This is a genomic window from Anaeromyxobacter terrae, from assembly GCF_022690685.1.
GTDB lineage: Bacteria > Myxococcota > Myxococcia > Myxococcales > Anaeromyxobacteraceae > Anaeromyxobacter > Anaeromyxobacter terrae.
Window position 1 is genome coordinate 19,119 of sequence record NZ_JALCYY010000020.1, and the last position, 24,003, is coordinate 43,121.

The 24,003-nt window shown below is 71.3% G+C and carries 24 protein-coding genes and 1 tRNA gene; 13 read left to right on the plus strand and 12 right to left on the minus strand.

Features of this window, described 5'->3' with window-relative positions; translation table 11 throughout:
• Positions 1 to 26: 26 nt before the first annotated feature.
• The 8 genes from MNY62_RS10965 to dnaA all read right to left on the minus strand — a co-directional run bounded on the left by MNY62_RS10965 (position 27) and on the right by dnaA (position 9,192).
• Entirely contained in the window at positions 27 to 827 is an 801-nt protein-coding gene (locus MNY62_RS10965) for a hypothetical protein (RefSeq protein WP_242344198.1), read from the minus strand.
• Positions 828 to 836: 9 nt separating this feature from the next.
• On the minus strand, positions 837 to 1,346 hold the full coding sequence (locus MNY62_RS10970) for an archaemetzincin (RefSeq protein WP_242344199.1): 510 nt from the start codon (positions 1,344 to 1,346) through the stop codon (positions 837 to 839).
• Positions 1,347 to 1,408: 62 nt separating this feature from the next.
• Positions 1,409 to 1,482, minus strand: a tRNA-Gln gene (locus tag MNY62_RS10975).
• A 100-nt stretch (positions 1,483 to 1,582) separates the two neighbouring features.
• Positions 1,583 to 2,578: a 3-oxoacyl-ACP synthase III family protein gene (locus tag MNY62_RS10980; RefSeq protein WP_242344200.1), complete on the minus strand. Its 996-nt coding sequence runs from the start codon at positions 2,576 to 2,578 to the stop codon at positions 1,583 to 1,585.
• Between the two features lie 65 nt (positions 2,579 to 2,643).
• Entirely contained in the window at positions 2,644 to 5,031 is a 2,388-nt protein-coding gene (gene gyrB / locus MNY62_RS10985; protein WP_242344201.1) for a DNA topoisomerase (ATP-hydrolyzing) subunit B, read from the minus strand.
• A gap of 187 nt (positions 5,032 to 5,218) precedes the next feature.
• Entirely contained in the window at positions 5,219 to 6,328 is a 1,110-nt protein-coding gene (gene recF, locus MNY62_RS10990) for a DNA replication/repair protein RecF (protein ID WP_242344202.1), read from the minus strand.
• 8 nt (positions 6,329 to 6,336) lie between these two features.
• Positions 6,337 to 7,467 (minus strand): DNA polymerase III subunit beta, encoded by a 1,131-nt coding sequence (dnaN, locus tag MNY62_RS10995; protein WP_242344203.1) that lies wholly within the window; start codon positions 7,465 to 7,467, stop codon positions 6,337 to 6,339.
• A gap of 345 nt (positions 7,468 to 7,812) precedes the next feature.
• Complete coding sequence (gene dnaA, locus MNY62_RS11000; RefSeq protein ID WP_242344204.1) at positions 7,813 to 9,192, minus strand: chromosomal replication initiator protein DnaA; 1,380 nt, start codon at positions 9,190 to 9,192, stop codon at positions 7,813 to 7,815.
• 294 nt (positions 9,193 to 9,486) lie between these two features.
• On the opposite strand from dnaA, the gene rpmH reads away from it, so the two are divergent.
• Genes rpmH through rsmG form a run of 7 tightly spaced genes read left to right on the plus strand, consistent with a single transcriptional unit; the run spans position 9,487 to position 13,249 of the window.
• The gene (gene rpmH, locus MNY62_RS11005) at positions 9,487 to 9,636 is read left to right on the plus strand and encodes a 50S ribosomal protein L34 (protein ID WP_242334129.1); all 150 of its coding nucleotides are present in this window, start codon (positions 9,487 to 9,489) and stop codon (positions 9,634 to 9,636) included.
• An 8-nt stretch (positions 9,637 to 9,644) separates the two neighbouring features.
• Positions 9,645 to 9,989, plus strand: coding sequence for a ribonuclease P protein component (gene rnpA, locus MNY62_RS11010; RefSeq protein WP_242344205.1), 345 nt, complete (start codon positions 9,645 to 9,647; stop codon positions 9,987 to 9,989).
• Complete coding sequence (gene yidD, locus MNY62_RS11015) at positions 9,986 to 10,210, plus strand: membrane protein insertion efficiency factor YidD (protein WP_242344206.1); 225 nt, start codon at positions 9,986 to 9,988, stop codon at positions 10,208 to 10,210. Before rnpA ends, yidD begins: the two co-directional genes overlap by 4 nt.
• Positions 10,211 to 10,212: 2 nt before the next feature.
• On the plus strand, positions 10,213 to 11,856 hold the full coding sequence (gene yidC / locus MNY62_RS11020) for a membrane protein insertase YidC (RefSeq protein ID WP_242344207.1): 1,644 nt from the start codon (positions 10,213 to 10,215) through the stop codon (positions 11,854 to 11,856).
• Positions 11,857 to 11,870: 14 nt separating this feature from the next.
• Positions 11,871 to 12,374, plus strand: coding sequence for a Jag family protein (locus tag MNY62_RS11025; protein WP_242344208.1), 504 nt, complete (start codon positions 11,871 to 11,873; stop codon positions 12,372 to 12,374).
• Positions 12,374 to 12,595, plus strand: a complete 222-nt coding sequence (locus MNY62_RS11030) for a hypothetical protein (RefSeq protein WP_242344209.1) — start codon at positions 12,374 to 12,376, stop codon at positions 12,593 to 12,595. Before MNY62_RS11025 ends, MNY62_RS11030 begins: the two co-directional genes overlap by 1 nt.
• Before the next feature lie 6 nt (positions 12,596 to 12,601).
• Positions 12,602 to 13,249: a 16S rRNA (guanine(527)-N(7))-methyltransferase RsmG gene (gene rsmG, locus MNY62_RS11035; protein WP_242344210.1), complete on the plus strand. Its 648-nt coding sequence runs from the start codon at positions 12,602 to 12,604 to the stop codon at positions 13,247 to 13,249.
• A gap of 86 nt (positions 13,250 to 13,335) precedes the next feature.
• Here the strand turns inward: rsmG and MNY62_RS11040 are convergent, their stop codons facing one another.
• From MNY62_RS11040 to MNY62_RS11050, 3 genes are all read right to left on the minus strand, one after another.
• Positions 13,336 to 13,632: a GYD domain-containing protein gene (locus MNY62_RS11040; RefSeq protein ID WP_242344211.1), complete on the minus strand. Its 297-nt coding sequence runs from the start codon at positions 13,630 to 13,632 to the stop codon at positions 13,336 to 13,338.
• Positions 13,633 to 13,789: 157 nt separating this feature from the next.
• A complete protein-coding gene (locus MNY62_RS11045; RefSeq protein ID WP_242344212.1) occupies positions 13,790 to 14,758 on the minus strand; it encodes a hypothetical protein in 969 nt (322 codons plus the stop codon).
• 206 nt (positions 14,759 to 14,964) lie between these two features.
• Positions 14,965 to 15,375, minus strand: coding sequence for a hypothetical protein (locus MNY62_RS11050; protein WP_242344213.1), 411 nt, complete (start codon positions 15,373 to 15,375; stop codon positions 14,965 to 14,967).
• Between the two features lie 2,628 nt (positions 15,376 to 18,003).
• Here MNY62_RS11050 and MNY62_RS11055 point away from each other — a divergent pair.
• From MNY62_RS11055 to MNY62_RS11065, 3 genes are all read left to right on the plus strand, one after another.
• Positions 18,004 to 18,783 (plus strand): ParA family protein, encoded by a 780-nt coding sequence (locus tag MNY62_RS11055; protein WP_242344214.1) that lies wholly within the window; start codon positions 18,004 to 18,006, stop codon positions 18,781 to 18,783.
• The gene (locus MNY62_RS11060) at positions 18,780 to 19,682 is read left to right on the plus strand and encodes a ParB/RepB/Spo0J family partition protein (protein ID WP_242344215.1); all 903 of its coding nucleotides are present in this window, start codon (positions 18,780 to 18,782) and stop codon (positions 19,680 to 19,682) included. The genes MNY62_RS11055 and MNY62_RS11060 overlap by 4 nt, the downstream gene beginning before the upstream one ends.
• Positions 19,683 to 19,856: 174 nt before the next feature.
• The gene (locus tag MNY62_RS11065) at positions 19,857 to 20,282 is read left to right on the plus strand and encodes a bactofilin family protein (protein WP_242344216.1); all 426 of its coding nucleotides are present in this window, start codon (positions 19,857 to 19,859) and stop codon (positions 20,280 to 20,282) included.
• Between the two features lie 108 nt (positions 20,283 to 20,390).
• On the opposite strand, the gene MNY62_RS11070 is transcribed toward MNY62_RS11065, so the two are convergent.
• Positions 20,391 to 20,828, minus strand: coding sequence for an Hsp20/alpha crystallin family protein (locus tag MNY62_RS11070; protein ID WP_242344217.1), 438 nt, complete (start codon positions 20,826 to 20,828; stop codon positions 20,391 to 20,393).
• A gap of 147 nt (positions 20,829 to 20,975) precedes the next feature.
• On the opposite strand from MNY62_RS11070, the gene atpH reads away from it, so the two are divergent.
• The 3 genes from atpH to atpG are packed head-to-tail and all read left to right on the plus strand — an operon-like array spanning position 20,976 to position 23,991.
• Positions 20,976 to 21,515, plus strand: coding sequence for an ATP synthase F1 subunit delta (gene atpH / locus MNY62_RS11075; RefSeq protein WP_242344218.1), 540 nt, complete (start codon positions 20,976 to 20,978; stop codon positions 21,513 to 21,515).
• 43 nt (positions 21,516 to 21,558) lie between these two features.
• Entirely contained in the window at positions 21,559 to 23,094 is a 1,536-nt protein-coding gene (gene atpA, locus MNY62_RS11080; protein ID WP_242344219.1) for a F0F1 ATP synthase subunit alpha, read from the plus strand.
• A gap of 21 nt (positions 23,095 to 23,115) precedes the next feature.
• Positions 23,116 to 23,991, plus strand: coding sequence for an ATP synthase F1 subunit gamma (gene atpG, locus MNY62_RS11085; protein WP_242344220.1), 876 nt, complete (start codon positions 23,116 to 23,118; stop codon positions 23,989 to 23,991).
• The last annotated feature ends 12 nt before the right edge of the window (positions 23,992 to 24,003 follow it).

The window sequence follows — 24,003 nt, forward strand, 5'->3', positions numbered from 1 at the left end:
CCGCCGCGACCCCTTCGACAGCAGGATCATCGGCCGGCGGGGCGCGGGAACGCCGCCGCCGCCGCATCGAGCCGGCGCGCCACCTCGCCCTCGAACGACTCGAGATCGTTCCCGGAGCGCGGATCGGCGCCCACGCAGGTGAGGATCTCGTCGTAGGGCGACGGCGCGGCGCCGAGGGCGTCGTAGTCGATCCGGCGCGGCAGGGGCTCGCCGTCGTTGCCCGGCCGGAACGCGCCGAAGAGCCCCTCCGAGCCGGGGGCGAGCTCCTCCTTCAGGGCGAGGAGCCGGCGCAGCGCGGCGCGGAAGGGAGCGTGCTCGAGGTGGCGGAGCTCCACCTGCGTCCCCGTGCGCGTCGCGACGCCGGCGAGCGCCGCGCGCAGGAACGGAACGTCGGTGACCACGAGCCCGTAGAGGTGAAAGTCGCCCGCGAGGGCGCGAGCGAGGAGCGCCGCCTCCTCCTCCGACAGCCAGGCGTGGCTCGGGCAGAGGAACGCGTCGCAGGTGACGACGTCGTACGCGCCGCAGTCGCGCAGGTCGGCGCCGCCCGTCGCGAGCGGATGGGCGAGGCAGCCGACGCGCGTCTCCTCCGCGTCGAGGAAGCCGAGCAGCGGGCAGATCCGCACCGAGGGGAAGAGCGGCGTGGGCGCGCCCTCGGCGAGCGCCGCCGCCGCGGCGCGGAACGCGGCCGGGGTACGCGGGACGCGGGCGAGCGCGCGGGTGCGCCGGGAGAGCTCCGCGCGCAGGCCTTCGCGGGAGAGGTCGTGGCTGTTGTAGAGCCCGCAGCACGCGCCGCAGCTCGCCCCCGCCGTCTGGCAGAGCCGCAGCACCGCGAGGCCTCACTCCTCCGCGCCGAGCGCCGCCCGGCAGCTCGCGCACAGGCCCGGTCCCTTGCGGTCGGAGTCGGCGGCGTCGCGCGAGACGAACATGGCGCAGTGGTAGTCCGTGCAGTGCGAGAGGCCGAGGAGGTGGCCGGTCGCGTGGACGGTCTCGACCTGCGCGCGGCGCCGGACCTCCCCCGGCTCGCCGTGCGAGAGCCGCGCGAGCGAGAAGATCGCCGCGCCCGCGTCGCGATCGGCGTCGCCGATCACGTAGGGCGCGTCGGGCAGGAACAGGTCGACGTCGGTGATCCCCACCACCGGGACGGGCCCGCTCCCGCCCGAGCGCAGCGAGGCGAGCCGGCGGAGGATCGAGGTCGCGTGGTACTGGCCGCGCGCCTCGTTGAACGCGTAGCGCGGGCGGTCGAGCGAGGGGCCGGCCTTCGCCGCGATCCCGAGCACGTCGCGCAGCGCGTGGCTCGCCTCGGCGACGAGCTTCGAGCCCACCTCGCCGAGGGGCACGAGGAGCACGTGGCTCGGGCGCGCGAGCGCCTTCAGCTCCGCGCGCGCGCTGCCGGGCCTTGGGCCGGAGTTGGCTGAGGCGGAAGGATTCGAACCTTCATACGCGGATCCAAAGTCCGCAGTCCTGCCGTTGGACGACGCCTCAGAATCGTTGCGACGCACGGGCGGCCTGCTTTTCCTCGCTGCGCTCCCCCGGCGCGGGTTCCTCTCGTCGACGCGGGCCCCTCCACCCGCGCGGCAGCGACCTACCAGCGTACCAGGGCACTCCCCCAGGTGAAACCCGCCCCGAACGCGCAGAGCCCCACGAGGTCGCCGCGCTTCACGCCCCGCTCCTCCACGGCCTCGGCGAGCGCGATGGGGATCGAGCCGGCGGTGGTGTTCCCGTACTTCTGGATGTTGTTGAAGACCTGGGCGTCCTCGAGCTCGAGGCTGCGCTGCACCATCTGCGCGATGCGCAGGTTCGCCTGGTGCGGCACGAGCACCTTCAGGTCCTTCGTCGTGAGCCCGTTCCGGTCGAGCGCGGCGCGCACCACCTCCGGCATCTTGGAGATGGCGTGCTTGAAGACCTTCTGCCCCTCCATGTGCGGGTAGATCGCGCCGGACTCGATGTGCGCGACCTGGACGCGCGGGTGGTACTTGGAGCCGGGCGCGTCGGTCCAGAGCTCCTTCGCGTAGCGCCCGTCGGCGTGGAGGTGCACGGACAGCACCCCGCGGCCCGGCTCGTCGGTGGCCTCGAGCAGGGCCGCGCCCGCGCCGTCGCCGAAGATCACCGCCACGTCCCGGCCGCGCGTGGACACGTCGAGGCCGGTCGAGTGGATCTCCGAGCCGACGAGCAGGACGCGCCGGTACACGCCGGCGCGGATCCAGGCGTCCGCGACCGAGAGCCCGTACAGGAAGCCCGAGCACTGGTTGCGCACGTCGAGCGCCGGCACTCCCGGGATGCCCAGCTTCGCGTTGAGGAAGCAGCCGTCGCCCGGGAACATGTGGTCGGGCGAGAGGGAGGCGTAGATGATCGCCTCGATGTCGCTCGCCTTCCACCCCGCCTTGTCGAGCGCGCGCTTCGTCGCCTCGAAGGCCAGGTCCGAGTTCTCGGTCCCCTCGCGCACCCAGCGCCGCTCCCGGATCCCGGTCCGCTCCTGGATCCAGGCGTCGGACGTCTCCATGCGGCGGGTGAGCTCCTCGTTCGTGACGACGCGGTCGGGGACGAAGGTGCCGAGGGCGGCGAAGGCGGCGCGGGGCATCGCGGGGTCCTTGGTGATCGCCCGCGCTGCGCTGCCCAGAGGCTCGCGCGCGCGGGCGGCTTGGGTCAGATGTCGAGGTTCTGCACGTCGAGGGCGTGCTTCTCGATGAACTCGCGGCGCGGCTCGACCGCGTCGCCCATGAGCACGCTGAAGACCTCGTCCGCCTCGACGGTGTCGTCGACGCGGACCTGCAGGAGCGTGCGGCGGGTGGGATCCATCGTCGTCTCCCAGAGCTGCTCGGGGTTCATCTCGCCGAGCCCCTTGTAACGCTGGATGGTCTGGCCCGCCGTGGCGCTCTTCTTGAGCGCCTCCACCGCGGCGAAGACGTCGTCCACCTCCTCGTCGCCGTCCCCGGTCTGCAGCCGGTGCGGCCCGGGGCCGATCTCCCTCACCGCCGCGTACAGGGCGGCGAGCTCGCCCCAGTCCGGGCCGGACAGATAGTCGAAGTCGATGCGCGTCGTGCGGGTCGCGCCCGACATGGTGGTCTGGAACACGAGCGCGTCGCAGCCGTGCTCCTCGTCGCGCTCGATCTTGGCGAGGCGCACCTCGAGCTCGGGATGGAGCTTCTGCGCCCGGTCGTAGATCCGCTGGACCTGCTCCTTCACCTTCTCGTGGTGCTTCAGGAGGTCGAGGTCGAGATCGCCGAGCTGGATCGCCGCGTCGACGATGCGGCTGTCGCGGCGGCGGTCGACCCGGGCGAGGAGCGCGCGGTAGGCGATCGCCTCCTGCGCGAGCCGCTTCAGGTCGCGCCCCTCGACGACGGTCTCGCCGGAGACGAGCTTCGCCTTGTCCGTGCCGAGCTGGAGCAGGAACTCGTCGAGCGCCGTCTCGTCCTTGAGGTAGCTCTCCTTCTTGCCCTTCTGCACGCGGTAGAGCGGCGGCTGCGCGATGTAGAGGTAGCCCCTCTCCACGAGCTCCGGCATCTGCCGGAAGAAGAAGGTGAGGAGGAGCGTCCGGATGTGCGAGCCGTCGACGTCCGCGTCCGTCATGATGACGATCTTGTGGTAGCGGATCTTGCCGGCGTCGTACTCCTCCGGCCCGATGCCGGTGCCGAGCGCGGTGATCATCGTCGCGATCTCGGCCGACGAGAGCATCTTGTCGAAGCGCGCCTTCTCGACGTTCAGGATCTTGCCGCGCAGGGGGAGGATGGCCTGGATGCGCCGGTCGCGCCCCTGCTTCGCCGAGCCGCCTGCGGAGTCGCCCTCCACGAGGAAGATCTCGGACTCGCGCGGATCCTTGGACTGACAGTCGGCGAGCTTCCCCGGGAGCGAGGCGCCGTCGAGCGCGCCCTTGCGGCGCACCGTCTCGCGCGCCTTGCGCGCGGCGATGCGCGCCCGGGTCGCCTCCGCCACCTTGCCGCAGATCCGCTTCGCGACGTTGGGGTTCTCCTCCAGGAACGCGCCGAGCCGCTCGTTGAGCATGGTCTCGACCATGCTCTTCGCCTCGGTGTTCGAGAGCTTCGTCTTCGTCTGCCCCTCGAAGCTCGCCCCGGGCAGGCGGATGGAGATCACCGCCGCGAGCCCCTCGCGCATGTCGTCGCCGGAAGGCAGCTCGTCCTTCAGGTCCTTGAAGAGGTTGTTCTTCTGCCCGTACGCGTTGATCGTGCGGGTGAGCGCGGTCTTGAAGCCGATGAGGTGGGTGCCGCCCTCGTGGTTGTGGATGTTGTTCGCGAAGGCGAAGACCTTCTCGTCGTAGCCGTCGTTCCACTGCAGGGCGATCTCGACGACCGCCGCGCCGCGATCGGTCTCCACCTCCTGGCGGAGCGAGATGGGGGGCTGGAACAGGACGTCGCGGCTCTTGTTCAGGTACGCCACGAACTCGCGGATGCCGTCCTTGAACAGGAACTCGTGCTTCTTGCCGCTCCGCTCGTCCTCGATGCTGATCTTGAGGCCGGCGTTCAGGAAGGCGAGCTCGCGGAGCCGCCCGGAGAGCGTCTCGAACGAGAACTCGGTCACCTCGAAGATGGTCGCGTCCGGCTTGAAGCTGATCTTCGTGCCGCGCCGCTGCGTCTCGCCGACCGCGGTGACCTTGCCGGCCGGCGTGCCGCGCTCGTAGCGCTGCTGCCAGACCTTGCCGTCGCGGTAGACCTCCGCCTTGAGCCACTCCGAGAGCGCGTTCACGCAGGTGACGCCGACGCCGTGGAGGCCGCCCGACACCTTGTACGCGTTCGACTCGAACTTGCCGCCGGCGTGGAGCTTCGTGAGCACCACGTCGAGCGTGTCCATCCCCTTCACCGTGGGATGAGGGCCGATGGGGATGCCGGAGCCGTTGTCGACGATGGTGATCGAGCGGTCGACGTGGATCGTGACGTTGATCTCGCTCGCCCGCCCCGCCATCGCCTCGTCGACCGAGTTGTCGACGACCTCGTACACGAGGTGGTGGAGCCCGCGCTCCCCGACGTCGCCGATGTACATGTGGGGGCGCTTGCGGACCGCCTCGAGGCCCTCGAGCACCTTGATCGTGTCGGTTCCGTACTCCTCCGAGCCGTTCGTCGGCTGGAGGCTCTTCTCGGCGGTTTCCAGTGGGGTTCCTCCGTCGTTTCCCCGAAGGGTTCCCGCAGCTTAGGCGAGACAGTGGGGTATAGCAGGCAAGGCGGCTGCTGGCAACGTTCCCTTCTGCGACCCAAGTCTTCGGATCGACTCAGGAAACGAGCGGGGTCACCACCCCGCGCTCCACCCTATAGAAGGTCGTATCCGGACCTGCCGCGGGCTCGATGAGGCGCCGGTCGGTGGAGGTGAGGAACGCCTGCGCCGGCAGCGCGGCCAGGTAGGCGAGCAAGTAGCGGTTCTTGGCGGGATCGAGCTCGGATGACACGTCGTCGAGCAGGAGCAGCGGCGGGCGCCCGAGCGCCGCGCGCAGGTTCTCGATCTCGGCGATCTTGAGGGCGAGCACGAGCGCGCGCTGCTGCCCCTGGCTCGCGTAGGCGCGCGCGCCGCGGCCGTCGAGCGCGAGGACCAGCTCGTCCATGTGGGGGCCGGCGGAGGTGAAGCCGCGCTCCCGATCGCGCTCGAGCCGCGCCGCGAGGGCCGCGTCGAGGCGCGCCGCCACCTCCTCCTCGCTCCCCTCGCCGGGCACGCCCGCCGCCGGCCGGTAGGCGAAGCGTGCGTCCGGCGCCTCGGGGCCGGAGATCTCGCTGAAGGCGGCGCGCACCCGCGGCGCGAGCTCGTCGACGAGCGCCTGCCGGCGCCGCACGAGCCGCGCCCCGGCCCGCACGAGCGGGGCGCGGAAGCTCGCCTCGACCTCCGCGACCCCGCCGCGCAGGGCCGCGTTCCGGGCGCGCAGCGCCCGCACGTAGTCGCGCGCCTCCCCCAGCACGGCCGGCCAGCGGTTGAACGCGGCCCGATCGAGGAAGCGGCGGCGACCCTCCGGTCCGCCCTTCACGAGCAGCAGGTCGTCCGGGGCGAAGCACACGGCGGCGAGCCCCTCGAAGTAGTCGTCGAGCCGATCCTGTGGCTTGCCGTCGAGGAGCGCGATCCGGCCGCCCGCGGCGACCTGCACCGCCACCCGACGGACCCCGCCCGGCCCGTCGAAGTCGCCCGCGACCTCGCCCTTCTCGGCGCCGTGGCGGACGAGCTCCACGAGCCGCGCCGCCCGGAGCGGCTTCAGCGTGGTGAGGAAGTAGATGGCCTCGAGGAGGTTCGTCTTCCCCTGGCCGTTCTCGCCGAGGAGCACCGTCGCGCGCGGCGAGGGCGCGAGCTCCACCTCGGCGAGGTTTCTGAAGTCCTTTACGGCGAGGGAGAGGAGCTTCACACGGGACGTCAGATCCGCATCGGCATCACCACCGCGGTGAAGCCCTGGTCCTTCTCGTCGCCGCCGCGGAGCACGCCTGGCGAGAGGTCGTCCGCGAGCTCGAGCTGCACGTCGGCGCTCTTCACGACCGCGAGCACGTCCATGAGGTAGCGCGCGTTGAACCCGATCTTGAGCGGCTCGCCCTCGTACTCGACCGGCACCTCCTCCTTCGCCTCGCCGAGGTCCGGGTTCTGCGAGAGCACCCGGAGCGTGCCCTTCGAGAGCTCGAGCTTCACCGCGTGGGCCTTGTCGGTGGAGAGGAGCGAGATGCGGCGCAGTGTCTCGAGGAAGCGGTCGCGGCCGATGCGCACCACCTTCTCCCCCTGCTTCGGGATGACCTGCCGGTAGTCCGGGAAGAGCCCCTCGATGAGCCGCATCGAGAGGGTGACGCCCTTGCGGTGGAAGATGGCGCTGTTCTCGACGAAGCCGAGCTTCGTCTCGCCGCCCGCCTCGCCCCCCTCCACCGCCTCGGCGAGGAGCTTGCGGAGCTCCTGGAGCCCCTTCTTCGGCAGGATCACGCCGCGCTTCAGCCCGAACGTTCCGCTCACCGCGCGCTCGGAGAGCGAGAGCCTATGACCGTCCGTCGCGACGAGGCGGAGCAGCTCGGGGCCGGGCTCGAAGTAGACGCCGTTCAGGTTGTAGCGGGTCTCGTCGTTCGAGACGGCGAAGAAGGTGCGCTCGATCATCTCGAGCAGCTCGTCCGGCTTCACGTCCGCGAAGGTCACCTTCTCGAAGCGCGGCAGCGCCGGGAAGTCCTCGGCGGGGAGGCCCACGATGCGGAACTCGGAGGGGCCGCTCCGCACCTCGAGGTAGTTGTTGTTCGCCCGCTTGAGCGTGACCTGCTGCTCGGGCAGGGCGCGGACGATCTCGTACAGGTGGCGCGCGGAGACGGCGAGGGCGCCCTCCTTCAGCACCTCGCAGCTCTCGTCGTGCTCGGACGAGACGGCGAGGTCGAGGTCGGTCGCGGAGACGACGAGCTGACCCTTCTTCGCCTCGAGGAGGACGTGGGAGAGGATCGGCATCGTGCTCTTCTTTTCCACGATGCCCTGGGAGCGCCCGAGCGCCTTCGAGAGCTCAGCGACTCCGATCTTCAGTTCCATGGGAAGATCCTCTTCTTTTGATCTAGGAGTAACAGCAGGGGCCGAGTGTATGTGGAAAAGAGCTCGGAACCCGCGAAACTCCTGGAGCTTTCGGCCTGGAAAACTCTCCGGATCCCTTTGGGTCGAGTTTGTGTAGCGCGGGCCGAGAAACGGTGTCAACAGCCGCCCACATCCCGTCCCCACGAGGATCGGTGCTGGATCCACAGATGATCCACAATGCCGCGCCGAGGGCGGGAGCGAGGCGCGCCGGCGCGGGCGCGGCCTCGAGCGGACGCAAGCGAGCGCAGGCCGCCGTGGAGCGACCTGCGCGAGGGCGGGAGCGGCGTAGAGAGGGCAGCGCGCGGGTCAGGGCGCGAGCTTCGCGGTGAGGACCTGCACGGCGGAGCGGACCGGCTCCTCCGTCTCCATGAGCGACCGGATGCGCTCCACCGCCGCGATGACGGTGGTGTGGTCCTTCTTGTTGAAGCGCTCGGCGATGGACTGGAACTTCTCCTTGCCGAGCTCGCGGCAGAGGTACATCGCGACCTGGCGCGGCTGGGCGATCTTCTGCTCGCGCGAGGCGCTCGTGAGCTTCGCGACGGTGAGGCCGTAGTGCGCCGCGACCGCCTCCTGGATGCGCTCGATGGGCGGCTTGTACCCCTCGGGCGGGATCACGTCGCCGAGCACGTCGCGCGCGAGCGGCACGGTGATGGGCTCGCTCTTCAAGGAGGCGAAGGCAGCGAGCCGCATGAGCGCGCCCTCGAGCTCGCGCACGTTCGAGCGGATGTGGCTCGCGAGGAGCTGGGTCACCTCGCCGGGCAGGTCGATCGACTCGACCTCCGCCTTCTTCTGGAGGATGGCGGCGCGGGTCTCGAACTCGGGCACCTCGATCTGGACGCGCATGCCCCACTCGAAGCGCGAGCAGAGGCGGGCGTCGAGCCCCTTCAGCTCCTTGGGGCTGCGATCGCTCGAGAGGACGATCTGCACGTGGTGATCGTGGAGCTCGTTGAAGGTGTGGAAGAACTCCTCCGCGGTCTTGTCCTTCCCGGCGAGGAACTGCACGTCGTCGACGAGCAGCGCGGCGCACTCCCGGTACTTGTGGCGGAACTCGTCCATGGTCCCCTTGGAGAGGGCCGCGACGAAGTCGTTGGTGTAGCGCTCGGAGGAGACGATCGCGACCCGGCCGCCCTGCTTGTCCAGGATCGCGTGGGCGAGGGCGTGCAGGAGGTGGGTCTTGCCGAGGCCGGAGTCGCCGTGGAGGAAGAGCGGGTTCCAGGTGTGGCCGGGGTTCGCCGCGACGGCCTGGGCGGCGGCGAACGCGAAGCGGTTCGACTCGCCCACGACGAAGGTGTCGAAGGTGTAGCGCGGGTTCGGCCGGGAGTCGCGCGGGTCGGCCGGCTCCCCTGCGCGCGGCACCGGCGTGAGCGTCGGGCCGGCCGGCAGGGGCAAGGGCGTCGGCGCGAGGCGCGGGGCCGCGTCGACGACGAAGGCGATCTGCACCGCCTGGCCGACGATCGCGGGCACGAACTCCTCGAAGAACGCGCGGTAGTTGTCCTCGACGAAGTCGCGGTGGAAGCGATCGGGCGCCGCGACCTGCAGCCGGCTGCCCTCGAGCGAGAGGAGGCGGAGCGGGGCGAACCAGCGGTCGTACAGATCCGGGCGCAGCCTAGAGCGCAGGAACGCGTCGATGCGCGACCAGAGCTCGTCTGCCGGCGAGATCATCTTGGCGCTCGCGCGCGAGTCCATGCTGCTGCCCCCCCAGGTGCGCGCAACGGAACGAGGATCCCCCCTCCGACGCCCGGGCTTCCGGACGGCGGCTCACTCGGCGCTCGGAGGGCGAGAGTGCAGGCGGCCTCGTGTTGCGTGGGGGCGGAAGTTAGCCAAGGTCCACCGAGGGGATCAAGGGCGTCGTGCCTCGCTCGCGAAAGGACGGGCTTTTCGCGCGGCGAGCCGGTGACGGATCGCGCACGGATCCGCGGGAACCGGCCAAGTCTCTGGAAACCTTGACATCTCGCGGCTGATCGGGGAGGTTGCCGCGCCATGAAGCGGACATATCAGCCGAAGAAGCAGCGCCGTAATCGCACGCACGGTTTCAGGAAGCGCATGAGCTCGCCGGGCGGGCAGAACGTGATCAAGAGTCGCCGCGCGAAGGGGCGCAAGCGCCTCACGCCGAGCACGCCGAAGAAGTAGCACTGCAGGTGAAGCTACCCAAGGCGGCGCGTCTGCGCCGCCGCCGCGAATTCCTCCTCGTCCAGCAGCGCGGTACGCGGCTCTACGCCGGAGACGTGCTCGTCCTGTCGCTCGACTCCGGCGGGGCCCGGCCGCGCATCGGGATCACGGTGTCGTCGAAGATCGCGAACGCGGTCGAGCGCAACCGGGTGAAGCGCTGGGTGCGGGAGGAGTTCCGCGCGATGCAGGGCGATCTGCCCGCGGTGGATTTCGTCGTGATCGCTCGCGCGGGCGTGCTCGCCGCGGGCAGGGACGGGATCCGCCGTGCGCTCGACGCCGCGCGGGTGCGGCTCGCACCCAAGGGGAGCGCGTGATCCGGGGTGCCCTCGTGCTCCTCGTGCGTCTCTACCAGCGGCTCGTGTCGCCGCTGCTCCCGCCCTCCTGCCGCTTCTATCCGAGCTGCTCCGCCTACGCGGTGACGGCCCTCGAGCGCCACGGCGCGCTCAAGGGGTCGGCGCTCGCGGCGCGGCGTCTGCTCAAGTGCCATCCCTTCCATCCCGGCGGCATCGATCCGGTGCCGGAGTCCGAGAGGTAACCTTGGGTCCCGAGAACCGTCGTGTCCTCATCGCCACCGTCCTTTCCGTGGCGGTCCTCATCGTCTGGCAGTTCGTCTTCCCGTCGCAGAAGCCGAAGCCGGCCGCGCAGAAGCGGCCCGAGGCGGCCCAGACCGCGCCGGCTGCGCCCGCGCCGGCCGCCCCTGCCCCGGCGCAGCCGGCCGCGCCGGCGGTCCCGGAGAACGCCCCCGAGGAGCTCGTGAAGCTCACCGGCGATGGGTTCGAGGTGGTGCTCACGAGCCATGGCGGCGCGCTCAAGGAGGTCGTGCTCGAGGGCGAGAAGTTCCGCCGCGATCACGAGGGCAAGCCCGTGCAGATCGACCTCGTGCGGGTGGCGAAGGATCAGCCCTACCCGCTCGCGGTGGTCGCCTCGCCCGAGCTCGGCGGCGCCCAGGACGCCGCGAGCGATCCGGCGGCCCGCGCGCCGATGCGGATCGTGGCGAAGGACGCGCGCTCGGTGACGTTCGAGGGGCGCGCCGGGAACGCCTCCGTCCGGAAGACCTACCGCCTCACCGGCAAGCCGCACGAGCTCGCGCTCGATCTCGAGGTGCAGGGCGCGGCCGCCTCCGGCGCGGGGATCGTGATCCTCTACCCCGGCCACATGCCGCCCGCGACGAAGTCGGGCGGGTTCTTCTCCGGGCCTCCGGTCGAGTTCATCCGCCCGGTGTGCCGCGCGGGCACCACGACCGAGCGCTTCAAGGTCGACGGCGACCAGGCGGTCGAGAAGGTGGAGGGGACGGCGGCCTGGGCCGGCCTAGACCAGGGCTACTTCGTCTCCGCGATCTTCCCGGCCGAGCCGGCCGGCACCTGCATCTTCGCGAAGGGGACGGAGAAGGGCAGCGCCCTCGCCGCGCTCCGCCTCCCGTTCGAGGGCGGCGCCCGCAAGTACGCGCTCACCGTGTACTCCGGCCCGAAGGACCTCGACCACCTCCGCGCCTACGGCCGCAACTTCGAGAGCGCCATCGACTACGGCGCGATGGCGCGCCCGTTCGCGTTCTTCGCGCGCCTGCTCCTCTACGTGATGCGCTGGTTCGAGCGGCTGGTCGGCAACTGGGGCGTGGCCATCATCCTCCTCACGCTCCTCGTGAAGCTCCTGCTCTACCCGCTCACCGCGAAGTCGATGCAGTCGATGAACGAGATGCGGAAGCTGCAGCCCGAGATCGAGAAGCTCAAGGCGAAGTTCGGCAGCGACCGCGAGAAGCTGAACCTCGCGACGATGCAGCTCTACCAGCAGCACAAGGTGAACCCGCTCGGCGGCTGCCTGCCGATGCTGATCCAGCTCCCGATCTGGTTCGCGCTCTACGCGACGCTCCAGACCTCGGTCGAGCTGTACCGCGAGCCGTTCCTCTGGATCCACGACCTCACGATCAAGGACCCGTTCTTCGTCCTGCCGATCGCGATGGGCGTCTCGCAGTTCATCATGCAGCGGCTGTCGCCGCAGCCGGCCGACAACGCGCAGGCGAAGATGATGCTCTACTTCATGCCCGGCTTCTTCACGCTCCTCATGATCAACGTGCCGGCGGGCCTCACCCTCTACATCTTCGTGAACAACCTCCTGTCCATCGCGCAGCAGCAGTGGATGATGCGGCGCATGCCGGCCGTGCCGGCGCCGGCGAAGGCCAGGTAGCTCTCGGGGGAGCCATGGACGAGACGAACGGGACCGCAGGCCCGCCGCCCGCCGAGGCGCCGGAGAAGGTCGCCCGGGCGCGGGAGTTCTGCACCGGGCTCCTCGAGCGGCTCGGCGCCGCGGTGGACCTCGAGGTGAAGGAGACGGCCGATCAGATCGGCGTCGCCCTGAACCCGCGCGCCGGGAACGCGCTTGAGCTCTCCTCGGCGCTCGTCGAGGCGATCCAGTACCTCGTGAACCGCGTGGTGAACCCGCGCTCCGAGGGGCGCAAGTGGGTGAACCTCGAGGTGGGCGGGTTCGCCCAGGAGGGCGACCCGGCGGTCAAGGCGATGGCGGAACGGCTCGCCGCGACCGCCATCCGCACCGGCAAGGTCCTCGCCGTGGCGCCCATCAGCGCGCGCGAGCGCCGGCAGATCCACCTCGCCCTCGTCGACCACGAGGGCGTCGTCACCCGCAGCGAGGGTGAGGGAATCTTCCGGCAGCTGCTCGTCATCCCGGCCGCACGGGGCGAGCGGTAGTGGCGCGTCCCCGCACGAAGGCGGAGCGGCTCTTCTCGGCCGCTGTGGTCCGGCGCTCCTTCGAGCTCCAGGACCGCGAGTACGCCGCCGGGTTCCGCTTCGTGTACGAGGGCGTGCTGCGCGACCTCGAGCTCCAGGACGCCGAGGTCGACGCCTACCTCGCCGAGCACCGGAGCGAGGTCGAGGCTGCGATCGGCCGGCGCGGCGCGAAGAAGAGGTAGCCGGCGATGGACCCCGCCTTCCACGAGGCGCTGCGGCGCGGCATCGAGGCCTTCGCGCTGTCCATCCCCGCCGCCGCGCTCCCGCTCCTCGAGCGCTACGCCGACCGGCTCCTCGCCTGGAACCGGAAGGTGAACCTCACCACCATCACCGATCCGGCCGAGGTCGCCGAGAAGCACCTCGTCGACAGCCTGCTCCTCCTCCCGCTCCTCGACGGCGCGCGCACGCTCCTCGACGTGGGCGCCGGCGCCGGGCTCCCGGGCGTGCCGCTCGCCTGCGCGCGGCCGGGGCTCGAGGTCACCTGCTGCGACTCGGTGGCGAAGAAGGTCGCGTTCGTGAAGGCGGTCGCCGCCGAGCTCGACCTCTCCGTCCGCGCGTTCGCCGTCCGCGCCGACGGCGATCCGGATCGGGAGAAGCTCCCCCGCGCCGACGCGGTGGTCTCCCGCGCGCTCGCCGATCCGGAGCGGTGGGTGCCGCTCGGCGTCCGCTACCTCGCGCCGGGCGGGACGCTGTTCGCCATGCTCGGCCGCGACGTCGATCCGGCGCAGCTCGCCGCCCTCGGCGAGGCGAACGGGCTCGCGCTCGTCGACGTGGCGAGGTTCGAGCTGCCGCTCTCCCGCTCCGCCCGCGCCATCGCGCGCTGGCGCGTCGGTTAGAGCGGCTCGAGCTGGCGCCGGCGAAGCGCCGCCGACCGCCTGGCGCAGGCAGCGGTTCCCCGCGCGCCGTGACCTCGCCGTCACGCTCAGGGGATGGAGCGGACGACCTTCCTGAACTCGTCCTCGGTGAAGAGCCGGTGGGTCTCGGTGCGGACGAACCCGGCCCCGGCGATGGCGAGGACCATCCTCGCGACCGCCTCGTCGTTCGGCGCGTCGACGATGAACAGCGTGTCGTGCGCGCTTCCCATGATCCCGTAGAAGGCGCGCACCTCCCCGCCCATGCTGCGGACGGTCTCCTTCGCGGCCTCGACCCGGGCCGGGCTGCCCTTGATCTGCTCGATCCCCTTCGACGTGAAGCCGAACAGCACCAGATAGGAAGCCATCGCGCCCTCCGTCCTGCACGCAGCCTTGCGCTCGCGCGACGCGATGGTCGCGCGCGGGCGGCGCTTCGGGCTCCTCGTCCGATGGGTACCCCACCACGGGCGCAGCTCCCCGCCGCACTGCGCCCGGCCTCCTCAGCGTCCACCGGGAGGGGCGGCCTCAGGCTCCAGGCCGAGCGCGCAGCCGTGCCGCTCGCTGCCTGGCGAACCGGCCCGAGCGACGTCCGCCTCCGCGTCCGTCCCCTCCGCGAGCCGGCGCGCCGCCTCGAGGTCCCCGCGCGCGCCCGGGCAGTCGCCGCTCGAGTCCGCGAGCGTCATCCGCGCGAGCCGCGCGATCGAGGTGCCCGACGGACGCGACGAGCGCGCGGGCCCGCTCGAGGTGGGCGCGCGCGTTCGGGCGGTCGAGCGAGGCGATCGCGACGAGCGCGTTCGCCTGGCCGACCGTGAACCCTGCCTGCTCGCGCAGGCGCAGTGACTCGCGGTGGCTCGCGAGCGCCTTCGCGGGCTGGCCCGCCTTCTCGGCGAGATCGGCCTGGTGCCGGATGGCGTAGGAGATCCGCATCGGGTCCTCAGCGGCCCTCGCCTCGGCGAGCGCCTCGGCGTACCCGTGAGCGGCCTCGGCGTCGCGGCCCTGCACCTGCGCGACGAGGCCGACGTGGAACAGCGAGTCGGCGAGCGCGCCGTGATCGCCGAGCGGGCGGCGGAGCGCGAGCGCCTCGCGGAAGTCGCGCTCGATCGGTCCCCAGTCCCCGCGCGCCGCCAGCAAGGTCCGCCAGTACGCCGCGAGCGCGCCGGCGTCCATCGCGTCGGCGACGCCTGCCGGGGACGTGGCGGCCGCGCGCGCCTCCTCGGCGCGGGAGATCGCGGGCTCGAGGTCGCCTCCGCGGGCGAGCGCGCGCTCTCGCTCGGCCTCCGAGAGCTGGACGAGCAGGTGCGCGCGGTCCCCGCGGCGGGCGGCCAGCGCCCGCTCGAGCGCCGCGATCGATTCGTCCCACCGTCCCGCGAGCGTCAAGCGAGGGACGTCGGTCACGGGCGCGTGGCGGCAGGCCGAGAGCAGCGCGGCGACGAGGCACGCCCGCACGCGGCGAGCGCGGACGAGGGCGAGCGCGTTGACGATGGGTCGCACCATGCCTCCGCTGTAGAGGCGTCGAGATGCGGCGTCAACGCCTTCGCGCCTCGGGGCAGTGGGCGGACAGGATGAGCCCCATTTGCGCCCCGGGCAAGGAGGTCCCACGCGCGCCCGGCGCGGCTGACCACTTGGCGCCCATGGCTCTGCCCTCGTGGTTGTATGTGCAACTGGGAACTCCCGGCGGGCGCTCGTCCTGGAGGCCCTGGTCACGGAAAGTGAAGCGAGCCCTTCCGGCGGATCGCGCGCGCGCCTTCTCGGTGGGCGGCCCTTCCGAACCCCAGGAGCCGGCGATTCGCGCCCGGACGCCGACCGGCTGCGGCGTCGAACCGGGAGACCCGGTGATCGCGCGTTCGGGGTCGGCGCTGCTCGCGTCGAGGAGCGGTGCGCCGCTCGAGGCGCACCCGCTCAGGTGCACCAACGCCGGGGCGTTCGGCCGCGGCGAGCATGGCGATGTCCTTGGCGAACGCGCCGGTCCAGAGGGCGGCCGTGCCGAGGGGCTCGGGAAGCGATGAGAGCGCCGGCAGTGTCGTGGGGGTCGTGCGCGACGGTGTTCCGGCGTCGGGGTCGGGAACGAGTCCGTAGCGCTCCTTCGCCAGGAAGGCGTAGGTCGCCTCCATATCCCCGCCATGGCGAAGCGGGCGGGGCTCAGGGCGAAGCGCGTACACGAAGCGCTCCGCCTCGCTTTCATGATGCGGTGCACCGTCGCCTCGAGGCGGTATCCGAGGGCTCCGGCGCGCCCTTCCCCCGACTCGGTGGAGGTTCCCCGTGTGGCCGAGTCGAGACGCACCGCAGGAGCGCGACCCGCCGATGCTCGAGCACGCGCCGGATGCGATGAACGCTCGGTACTCGTGACCGGCGCACGGGCGCTTCAGGCCGCCTCGCCAAGATCGGCTTCGACGCGCGCTACAGGGACGTCGTCCTTCGCCGCGCCGGGGGCGCGCCACGAGCAGGAGGGCACGGTCGTGCGCCGGGCCGCCCGAAGTCTGCATCGTACGAGGTGATGTCTCGGCCCGTTCCGCGAGGCGGCGGCGGGGGCGCGGGGCGAAACCTATCGCCTCGCTGGCATCGAGAGGAGATCGACGGGGCCCGGGAGGAGCACGCGAGTCCGCGGGGGCCGGTCCTGCATCAGGCCTCCGAGCAGTTCCCGCACTCGCGGGTGCGGGCGTCCTCGCCGGGATGGAGCTTCGTTCCGGAAGGCGATGTTCCACGTGGAACGGCGCGAGTCGCAAGGGAGTGAGCCAGGCGGTCCCGGACCCGCGCCGGCTGCGCGGTCCGCTCGCCGGTGAAGGCGCCCGGAGAACCCGTCGCGAAGGTCCGGCCCCTGCCCCACCACCGCTGAAGAGAGCGGGGAGCGTGGCGGGGTGAGCGTCCCATGCCCGCGGTGACGACGGGTAGCTGGAGAAGCTGGAGGCGGCGCGGGTTCGCTGCGCGGAGGCCCATGGCGACGCTGAGCGCTGGCGGGGCGAGGCACGCGTGGGCGCAGGGCGCGGGCGACGCAAATGGTCTGACGAGAAACTCGGCTCGCTGCTCGGCGCCACCGTCGCGGGGTGAGCCCGGGCGCGGGTCGCGGGGGGTGCTGAACTCGACTCGGACGTCGCAAGCGCAGGTCGGTTGCTCGTCCTGCGATGGGGGCTTCCCGAGGATGGCGAACGCAACGGGCTCTCAGCTCCCGGTTCGCCTCCGCCATCGAGCCGCGCTCGGTCTCCGCGATGCTCGATCGCGCCCGTACCCTCCGGCGCTGGGCGGTCGCCCGGGCGGAATGCAGCGCCTCCCGGTCTCCTGACGGGGCGATGTCCGTGCACGTGCGTGCGTCCGGGCTGTCGCGCTTCTGGATTTCCCGGGACGGAGGCGGTGCGGGTTCGCGGCGCCGGGGCCATCGCGCCCGGAGCGATGGCGAGGCGCGCGAGCGGCGCTTGGCCGAGGCCGTGGGCTGCGTGCGGTGGGCGGGCGCGGCTTCGCACGGACCGGACGGGCGGCCAACGCCGCGCCCGTGGCCGGAGAACGGTGCCCTCGGAGCTACGGGTCGCCTTCTGGAGGCACGCCCTTCGCCGGGAGGCGTGGAGCGTGTTCCACGTGGAACGTCGGGCACGGCGCGCGGCCCGGAGGCTCGTCGGTGCGTGCGCGGTGCCGGGGAGATGCCGGCTCGAGATGGCCTCTCGCCGCCGATGGATCCGGGGTCTGCACCGGACCTCGATCCCCATCCCGCCTTCGGACTGATGGCCGTGGCCGCTTGCGTCGACCTTCCCCCGCTCGTGCTTCGACAGGGTAAGCGACGAGCGGATCGAAGATCGCTGGTCCTGAGCCAGTGCATGAACCGGGAGCCTCGGTAACAAACCAGACCGGGAGCATGGGTGACAGTCGGCTGCGGGCTCGGAGGTGCCGGCGCCCTGGATCGAGAGCACCCGGTGGACGAGCGTCGGGCGTTATGTCGAGGCTCTGCTTCACGATGGAGTGCGTGAGGCGTGGCCCGTCCCGTCCCAGAAGACGTACGGTCGTCCGAGGCAACGGTGCCCACCAGGAGCGACACCGAGTCGGTTCCCGAGCTCTGGGCGCGCGCAGAAGTAGGCCGAGGAGCCGCCGCCGCTGTTCCACGTGGAACGTTGCTGGGGCGCGGGCGCGGCTCACCGTCCACGGAATGAGGACCGCGTCGGCCTGCCCCGGGCGCCTGTCAGCCGGGAGCTGGCTCTTGGGAGGTCACCGCCTGGGCATCGCATCCGCGGCCGATGCGAAGGCGGGCGCGGCGCCAGGCCGCGTGACGCTCCTCTCTTCTCGAACGACGACCCGTCGCGCCGCGTCGTTGAAGGCAGCGACCACTCCCGGGCCACGCGTGCCGGGTGGCTCGGAATCGGGGTGACGGCAGAGTGCGCCGCGCGGGCAGGCTGAGCGCCGCGGGCGGTCCGCGCGTCGGCTCGCCGTTGAGCTGGGGACGCGCGCCAGGCCGGTCGGCGCCCGCGGGAAGCAGGCCCCCGGTGGCGGTGTTCCACGTGAAACATTCCGCCAGGCAGACCCGCGGCCGCTCCTGGCCCGGGAGAACGTTCCACGTGGAACAGCCGGAGGCGAGAAGGACGAGGGCGACGATGGGCGGAAAGCGGAGGCGCCGGAAGCGTTCGGGCGCCGCGTCGTGTCAGATCGATCGGGCACAGTGCGCGCCGGCGCGGCCAGGGGGTCGCGCGAACGAACCGAGAGGTCCCGAGTTGGCGAACACGACGGATGGGGCGCGCGCCCCGCGGACGGATGCTCAGGCCATGGGCCGGATCCTCACCATCGCGAACCAGAAGGGCGGCGTCGGCAAGACCACGACGGCCGTGAACCTCGCCGCCTCCCTCGCCGCCGCCGAGCGGCGCACGCTCCTCGTCGACGTCGATCCCCAGGGGAACGCCGGCAGCGCCCTCGGCATCCGGCGCGACGAGTCGGAGCACTCCATCTACGAGGTGCTCGTCGACGGCGTGCCGATGGCGAGCGCGGTCCGCAAGACCGAGCTCAAGTTCCTCGACCTCGTCCCCGCCTCGAAGCACCTCGTCGGCGCGGAGCTCGAGCTCGCCGAGCTGGAGGCGCGCGAGTCGCGCCTGAAGCGTGCCGTGGACGAGGTGGCGGGCTCGTACGAGTACGTGGTCATCGACTGCCCCCCGTCGCTCGGGCTCCTCACGCTCAACGGCCTCGTCGCCGCCCAGGGCGTCGTCATCCCGCTCCAGTGCGAGTACTACGCGCTCGAGGGGCTCGCCGACGTGCTGAAGACCATCGAGCTCGTCCGCTCGAGCGCGAACCCGGGGCTCACGGTGGACGGCATCGTCCTCACCATGTTCTCGCCCAACAACCTCTCGAACCAGGTGGCGGACGAGATCCGGCGCACATTCTCGGACCAGGTCTTCAAGACCGTCATCCCGCGCAACGTGCGGCTCTCCGAGGCGCCGAGCCACGGCAAGCCCATCCTGCTCTACGACGTGACGTCGAGGGGCTGCCAGAGCTACCTCGAGCTCGCGCGCGAGGTGACGGGCCGCTTCGGTCAGCTCGGAGGTGTCGCGTGAGCCTGGCCGACAAGCGGAGGCCGGCGCTCGGGCGGGGCATGGCCGCCCTGCTCTCGAACGCGCCGCCGCCCGCGAGCGTCGCGACCGCGTCGGCTCCCGCCGCTGCGCCGGCGGCCGCCGGACGCGGGCTGCTCTCGTTGCCGCTCGAGGCGATCGAGCGGAACCCGGAGCAGCCCCGCAAGCGCTTCGACGAGGCGAAGCTCGAGGAGCTCGCGGCGTCCATCCGCGAGCACGGGGTGGTGGAGCCCATCCTCGTCCGCAAGGAGGGCGGCAAGTACCGCATCGTGGCCGGCGAGCGGCGCTGGCGCGCCTCGCAGCGCGCCGGGGTCCGCGAGATCCCCGCCATCGTGCGCGAGACGAGCGACCGGCAGGCGTTCGAGATCGCGCTCATCGAGAACCTCCAGCGCGCCGACCTGAACGCGATCGAGGAGGCCGAGGCCTACGAGGTGCTCGCGAGCGACCACGGCCTCAAGCAGGACGAGATCGCGAAGCGGGTCGGCAAGGAGCGCTCGACGGTCGCGAACGCCTTGCGGCTCCTGAAGCTCCCCGAGGAGGTGCGCGACTCGGTCCGCCAGGGTCAGCTCGACATGGGCCACGCCCGCGCCCTGCTCGCCATCGACGACGCCGAGGCCATCAAGCGGGCGGCCCAAAAGGCCATCCGTGAGGGGCTCTCCGTCCGGGCGACCGAGGCGCTCGTGCGCTCGCTCGGGCGGAAGGAAAGCGACCGCCCCGCCAGCACTTCCGAGAGCCCGGCCGTCAAGGCGCTCGGTCAGCGGCTGCAGCGCCGGCTGGGGGCCAGGTGTAGGGTCGTGCCCAAGTCTGCAGTCGCCGGGCGCCTGGAGATTGAATATTCCTCGCTCGACGAGCTGGACGGAATACTCGCGAAGATTGGAGCGTAGTTCCCTGTACCGCCGCCCGAGGGGGCGGCAGCCCCGATGTCCGGGGAGCAACCACAGCGAGGACGGATGTCCTTCTGGACAAAGCTGCGGGAGGAGGCGACGTCGCCGGCGGTCGGCGCGGACGCACCCGGAGCGCCCACGCCCGCGAAGTCACCGAACGAGGAGCCGAGAAACATGGCCATGCTGAAGCGCGATGAGCTGTCGTCCGTTCCCACCCCCACCGGCGATCTCAACGCCCTGCTCGGCCGCGGGTCCGAGTTCGAGGGCAAGCTCACCTTCGAGGGCACCGTCCGCATCGACGGCAAGTTCACCGGGACCATCGTGACGAACGACGTGCTCGTCGTCGGCGAGGGCGCGAAGGTCAACGCCGAGATCACCTGCGGCACGATCATCGTGCACGGGGAGATCAACGGGAACGTTCGCGCCAAGAGCGCGATCGAGCTGCACCACCCGGCGCGCATGCGCGGCAACATCGAGTCGCCGTCCCTCATGATCGAGAAGGGCGTGATCTTCGAGGGGCAGACCAAGATGGAGGGCGTGGAGAAGGGCGGCGCGAAGCCGGCCTCCGCTCCCGGCCCGGTCGCCGCCGTGAAGTCCTAGCCTTCACGACCACGCGAACACCCTAGAGACGAAGAGAGCGGGCTCCGGGATGACCGGGCCCGCTCTTCTCGTCTCTGGGCGCGGAGCGCCCAGGCATCGCTTCGGGAGCTACGCCCCGATCTTCACCTGGATGGCCCGCGGCTTCGTCTCGGCCCGCTTCGGCAGGTGGACGGTGAGCAGCCCGTTCCTCGCCTCGGCGCGGATCTTCTCGGCGTCGACCGTGGCCGGCAGCGAGAACGAGCGCGTGAACGTCCCGTACGCCAGCTCGATGCGGTGATAGCTGTCGCGCCTCGCCTCGTTCTCGAGCTTCCGCTCGCCCTTGAGCGTGAGCACCCCGTTCTCGAACCGGATGTCCACGTCCTTCGGGTCAACCCCAGCGAGGTCAAAGCGGAGCGCGAGCTCGTCGTCGTCCTCGAAGATGTCGCAGGGCGGAGTCCAGCCGACCGACTCGCTGGTCTTGTAGGTGCGGTCGTCGAACAGCCGGTTCATCTCGTCCTGGAGACGAGCGAGGTCACGAAAGGGCTCCCATCTCGTCGGCATCGCCATGATTTTCATCCTCCTTTTGGCAACGCGAACGTAAAGCGGGGTCGCGGGCTGTCAAACGGGAGGGCTTGGACAGGCGTAAGTCCAAGTACTGTCGGGAGATTCGTGCTTGACCGTCGCACCCACACCGTGCTACGGAGCGCGTCCCTTATGATCATGGGTTCCATTGCCCGGCGGTACGCGCGGGCGCTCTTCAGCCTGGCTGTGGAGATGGGTCGAGTAGAGCCCTGGAGCGAGAGCCTCCAGTCCCTCAAGGAGGCTGTCGAGGGCTCCGCCGATCTCCGCGACGTTCTGTCCAACCCGGTGTACTCGCGCGAGCAGCGGCGGGCCATCGTGGAGAAGCTCACGGCCGCGTTCCGGCTCGAGGCCGAGCCCGCGAACCTGCTCCTCCTCCTCGGCGATCGGAACCGCCTCGACTACCTGGGCAACATCGTCGAGCACTTCCGGGCCCTCGCCGACGCGCACCTCGGCCGGGTCCGCGCCAAGGTGACGAGCGCGGTCCCCCTCGACGCCGCCGCCGCGAAGGCGATCGCCGACCGGCTCTCGCAGGCGACGAAGGCGACCGTCCTCCTCGACCGCGAGGTCGACCCCGCCCTGCTCGGCGGCGTCGTCGCGCAGGTCGGCAGCGTCGTCTACGACGGCTCGGTCCGCACCCAGCTCGAGGATCTGCGGCGCCAGCTGAAGCAGTAGCGAACCTTAACTGTCAGTTCATCCTCCTCCGGAGAGCCTCACGATGGATATCCGCGCCGACGAGATCAGCCGCATCATCCGCGAGCAGATCAAGGACTACGGCAAGAAGGTCGACGTCGCCGAGACCGGCACCGTCCTCAGCCAGGCGGACGGCGTCGCCCGCATCTACGGCCTCGCCGGCGCCGCCGCTGGCGAGCTGCTCGAGTTCCCGGGCGGGGTGAGCGGCCTCGTCCTCAACCTCGAGGAGGACAACGTCGGCGCCGCCATCATGGGCGCCTGGGAGCACATCCGCGAGGGCGACCCGGTGAAGCGCACCGGGAAGATCGCCGAGGTGCCGGTGGGCGAGGAGCTGCTCGGCCGCGTGGTCGACGGCCTCGGCAACCCCATCGACGGCCGCGGCCCGATCAACGCGAAGCAGACCCGCAAGATCGAGATCAAGGCCCCCGGCATCGTGAAGCGCAAGTCGGTGCACGAGCCGATGCAGACCGGCCTCAAGGCGATCGACGCGCTCGTCCCGGTCGGCCGCGGCCAGCGCGAGCTCATCCTCGGCGACCGCCAGACCGGCAAGACCGCCGTCGCGATCGACACGATCATCAACAACAAGGGGAACAACCTCCACTGCTTCTACGTGGCCATCGGCCAGAAGCAGTCGACGGTGGCCCGCGTCGTCGACACGCTCAAGAAGCACGGCGCGATGGAGTACACGACGGTCGTCGCCGCGAACGCGTCCGACCCCGCCCCGATGCAGTACCTCGCGCCGTACACCGGCGTGACGATGGCGGAGTACTTCCGCGACTCCGGCCGCCACGCGCTCATCATCTACGACGACCTCTCGAAGCAGGCCGTCGCCTACCGCCAGCTCTCGCTGCTCCTCCGCCGCCCGCCGGGCCGCGAGGCGTACCCGGGCGACGTGTTCTACCTCCACAGCCGCCTGCTCGAGCGCGCCGCGAAGCTCTCGGACAAGGAGGGCGGCGGGTCGCTCACCGCGCTCCCCATCATCGAGACGCAGGCCGGCGACGTGTCGGCGTACATCCCGACGAACGTCATCTCCATCACCGACGGCCAGATCTTCCTCGAGTCGAACCTCTTCTACCAGGGCGTCCGGCCGGCCATTAACGTCGGCATCTCGGTGTCCCGCGTCGGCGGCTCCGCGCAGATCAAGGCGATGAAGCAGGTCGCCGGCTCGCTCAAGCTCGAGCTCGCCCAGTACCGCGAGCTCGCCGCGTTCGCCCAGTTCGGCTCCGACCTCGACAAGGCCACCCAGGAGACCCTCGCCCGCGGCGAGCGGCTCGTGGAGGTGCTGAAGCAGGGCCAGTACCTGCCGATGCCGGTCGAGAAGCAGGTCATCCAGATCTACGCCGCGACCATGCGCGACGAGAACGGCCAGGGCTGGATCCGCCCGGTGCCGGTCGAGCAGATCGGCCGCTACATGCAGGAGCTCATCGAGTTCCTCGACGGCCGCCACCCGGAGGTCGCCCGCGCGATCGCCGAGAAGAAGGCGCTCGACGACGGCATCAAGGCCCAGCTCGACGCGGCGCTCCGCGAGTTCCGCGGCGTGTTCCAGTTCGAGGGCCAGTAGGCCCTCCGAGGACGAGCTCCCGTGCCCTCACTGCGCGACATCCGCAACCGCATCGGCTCGGTCAAGTCGACGCGGCAGATCACGAAGGCGATGAAGATGGTCTCGGCGGCGAAGCTGCGCCGGGCCCAGGACGCCATCCTGAAGACGCGCCCGTACGCGCAGCTCCTCGAGCAGACGCTCGCGCGGGTCGCGGCGCGCGCGGCGGCGGACGAGGTGGTCGCCCACCCGCTCCTCGCCCCGCGCGTCCAGCACACCGCCGAGGTGGTGGTCATCACGAGCGACCGCGGCCTGGCCGGCGGCTTCAACTCCAACATCGCCCGGCGCACGCAGCGCTTCCTCGTCGAGAACACCGACCGGTTCGAGCGCGTCCAGCTCGCCACCGTCGGCCGCAAGGGGCGCGACTTCTTCCGGGCGCGCAAGGTGGAGGTCCGCAAGGACTTCACCGGCGTGAACGCGGCGCTCACCTACGAGAAGGCCGAGGACCTCGCCCGCGAGTACACGGAGCGCTACCTCTCCGGCGAGGTGGACGCGGTCTTCCTCGCCTACAACGAGTTCAAGAGCGCCATCTCCCAGAAGCCGGTGGTGTTCCAGCTCCTGCCCATCGAGACGGCGCCCGGCGCCGACGCGAGCGGCGCCGCCATCGACTTCAAGTACGAGCCGTCGCGCGAGGGTCTCCTGCGCGACCTGCTCCCCCGCCACGTCGCGATGCAGGTGTGGCGCGCGCTGCTCGAGTCCGCGGCCAGCGAGCACGGCGCGCGCATGAGCGCGATGGAGAGCGCGACCAAGAACGCCGAGGAGATGATCGCCTCGCTCACCCTTCAGTACAACCGCGCGCGCCAGGCCTACGTCACGAAGGAGCTGATGGAGATCGTGAGCGGCGCCGAGGCGCTCAAGTAGCTTTGGGAAAGG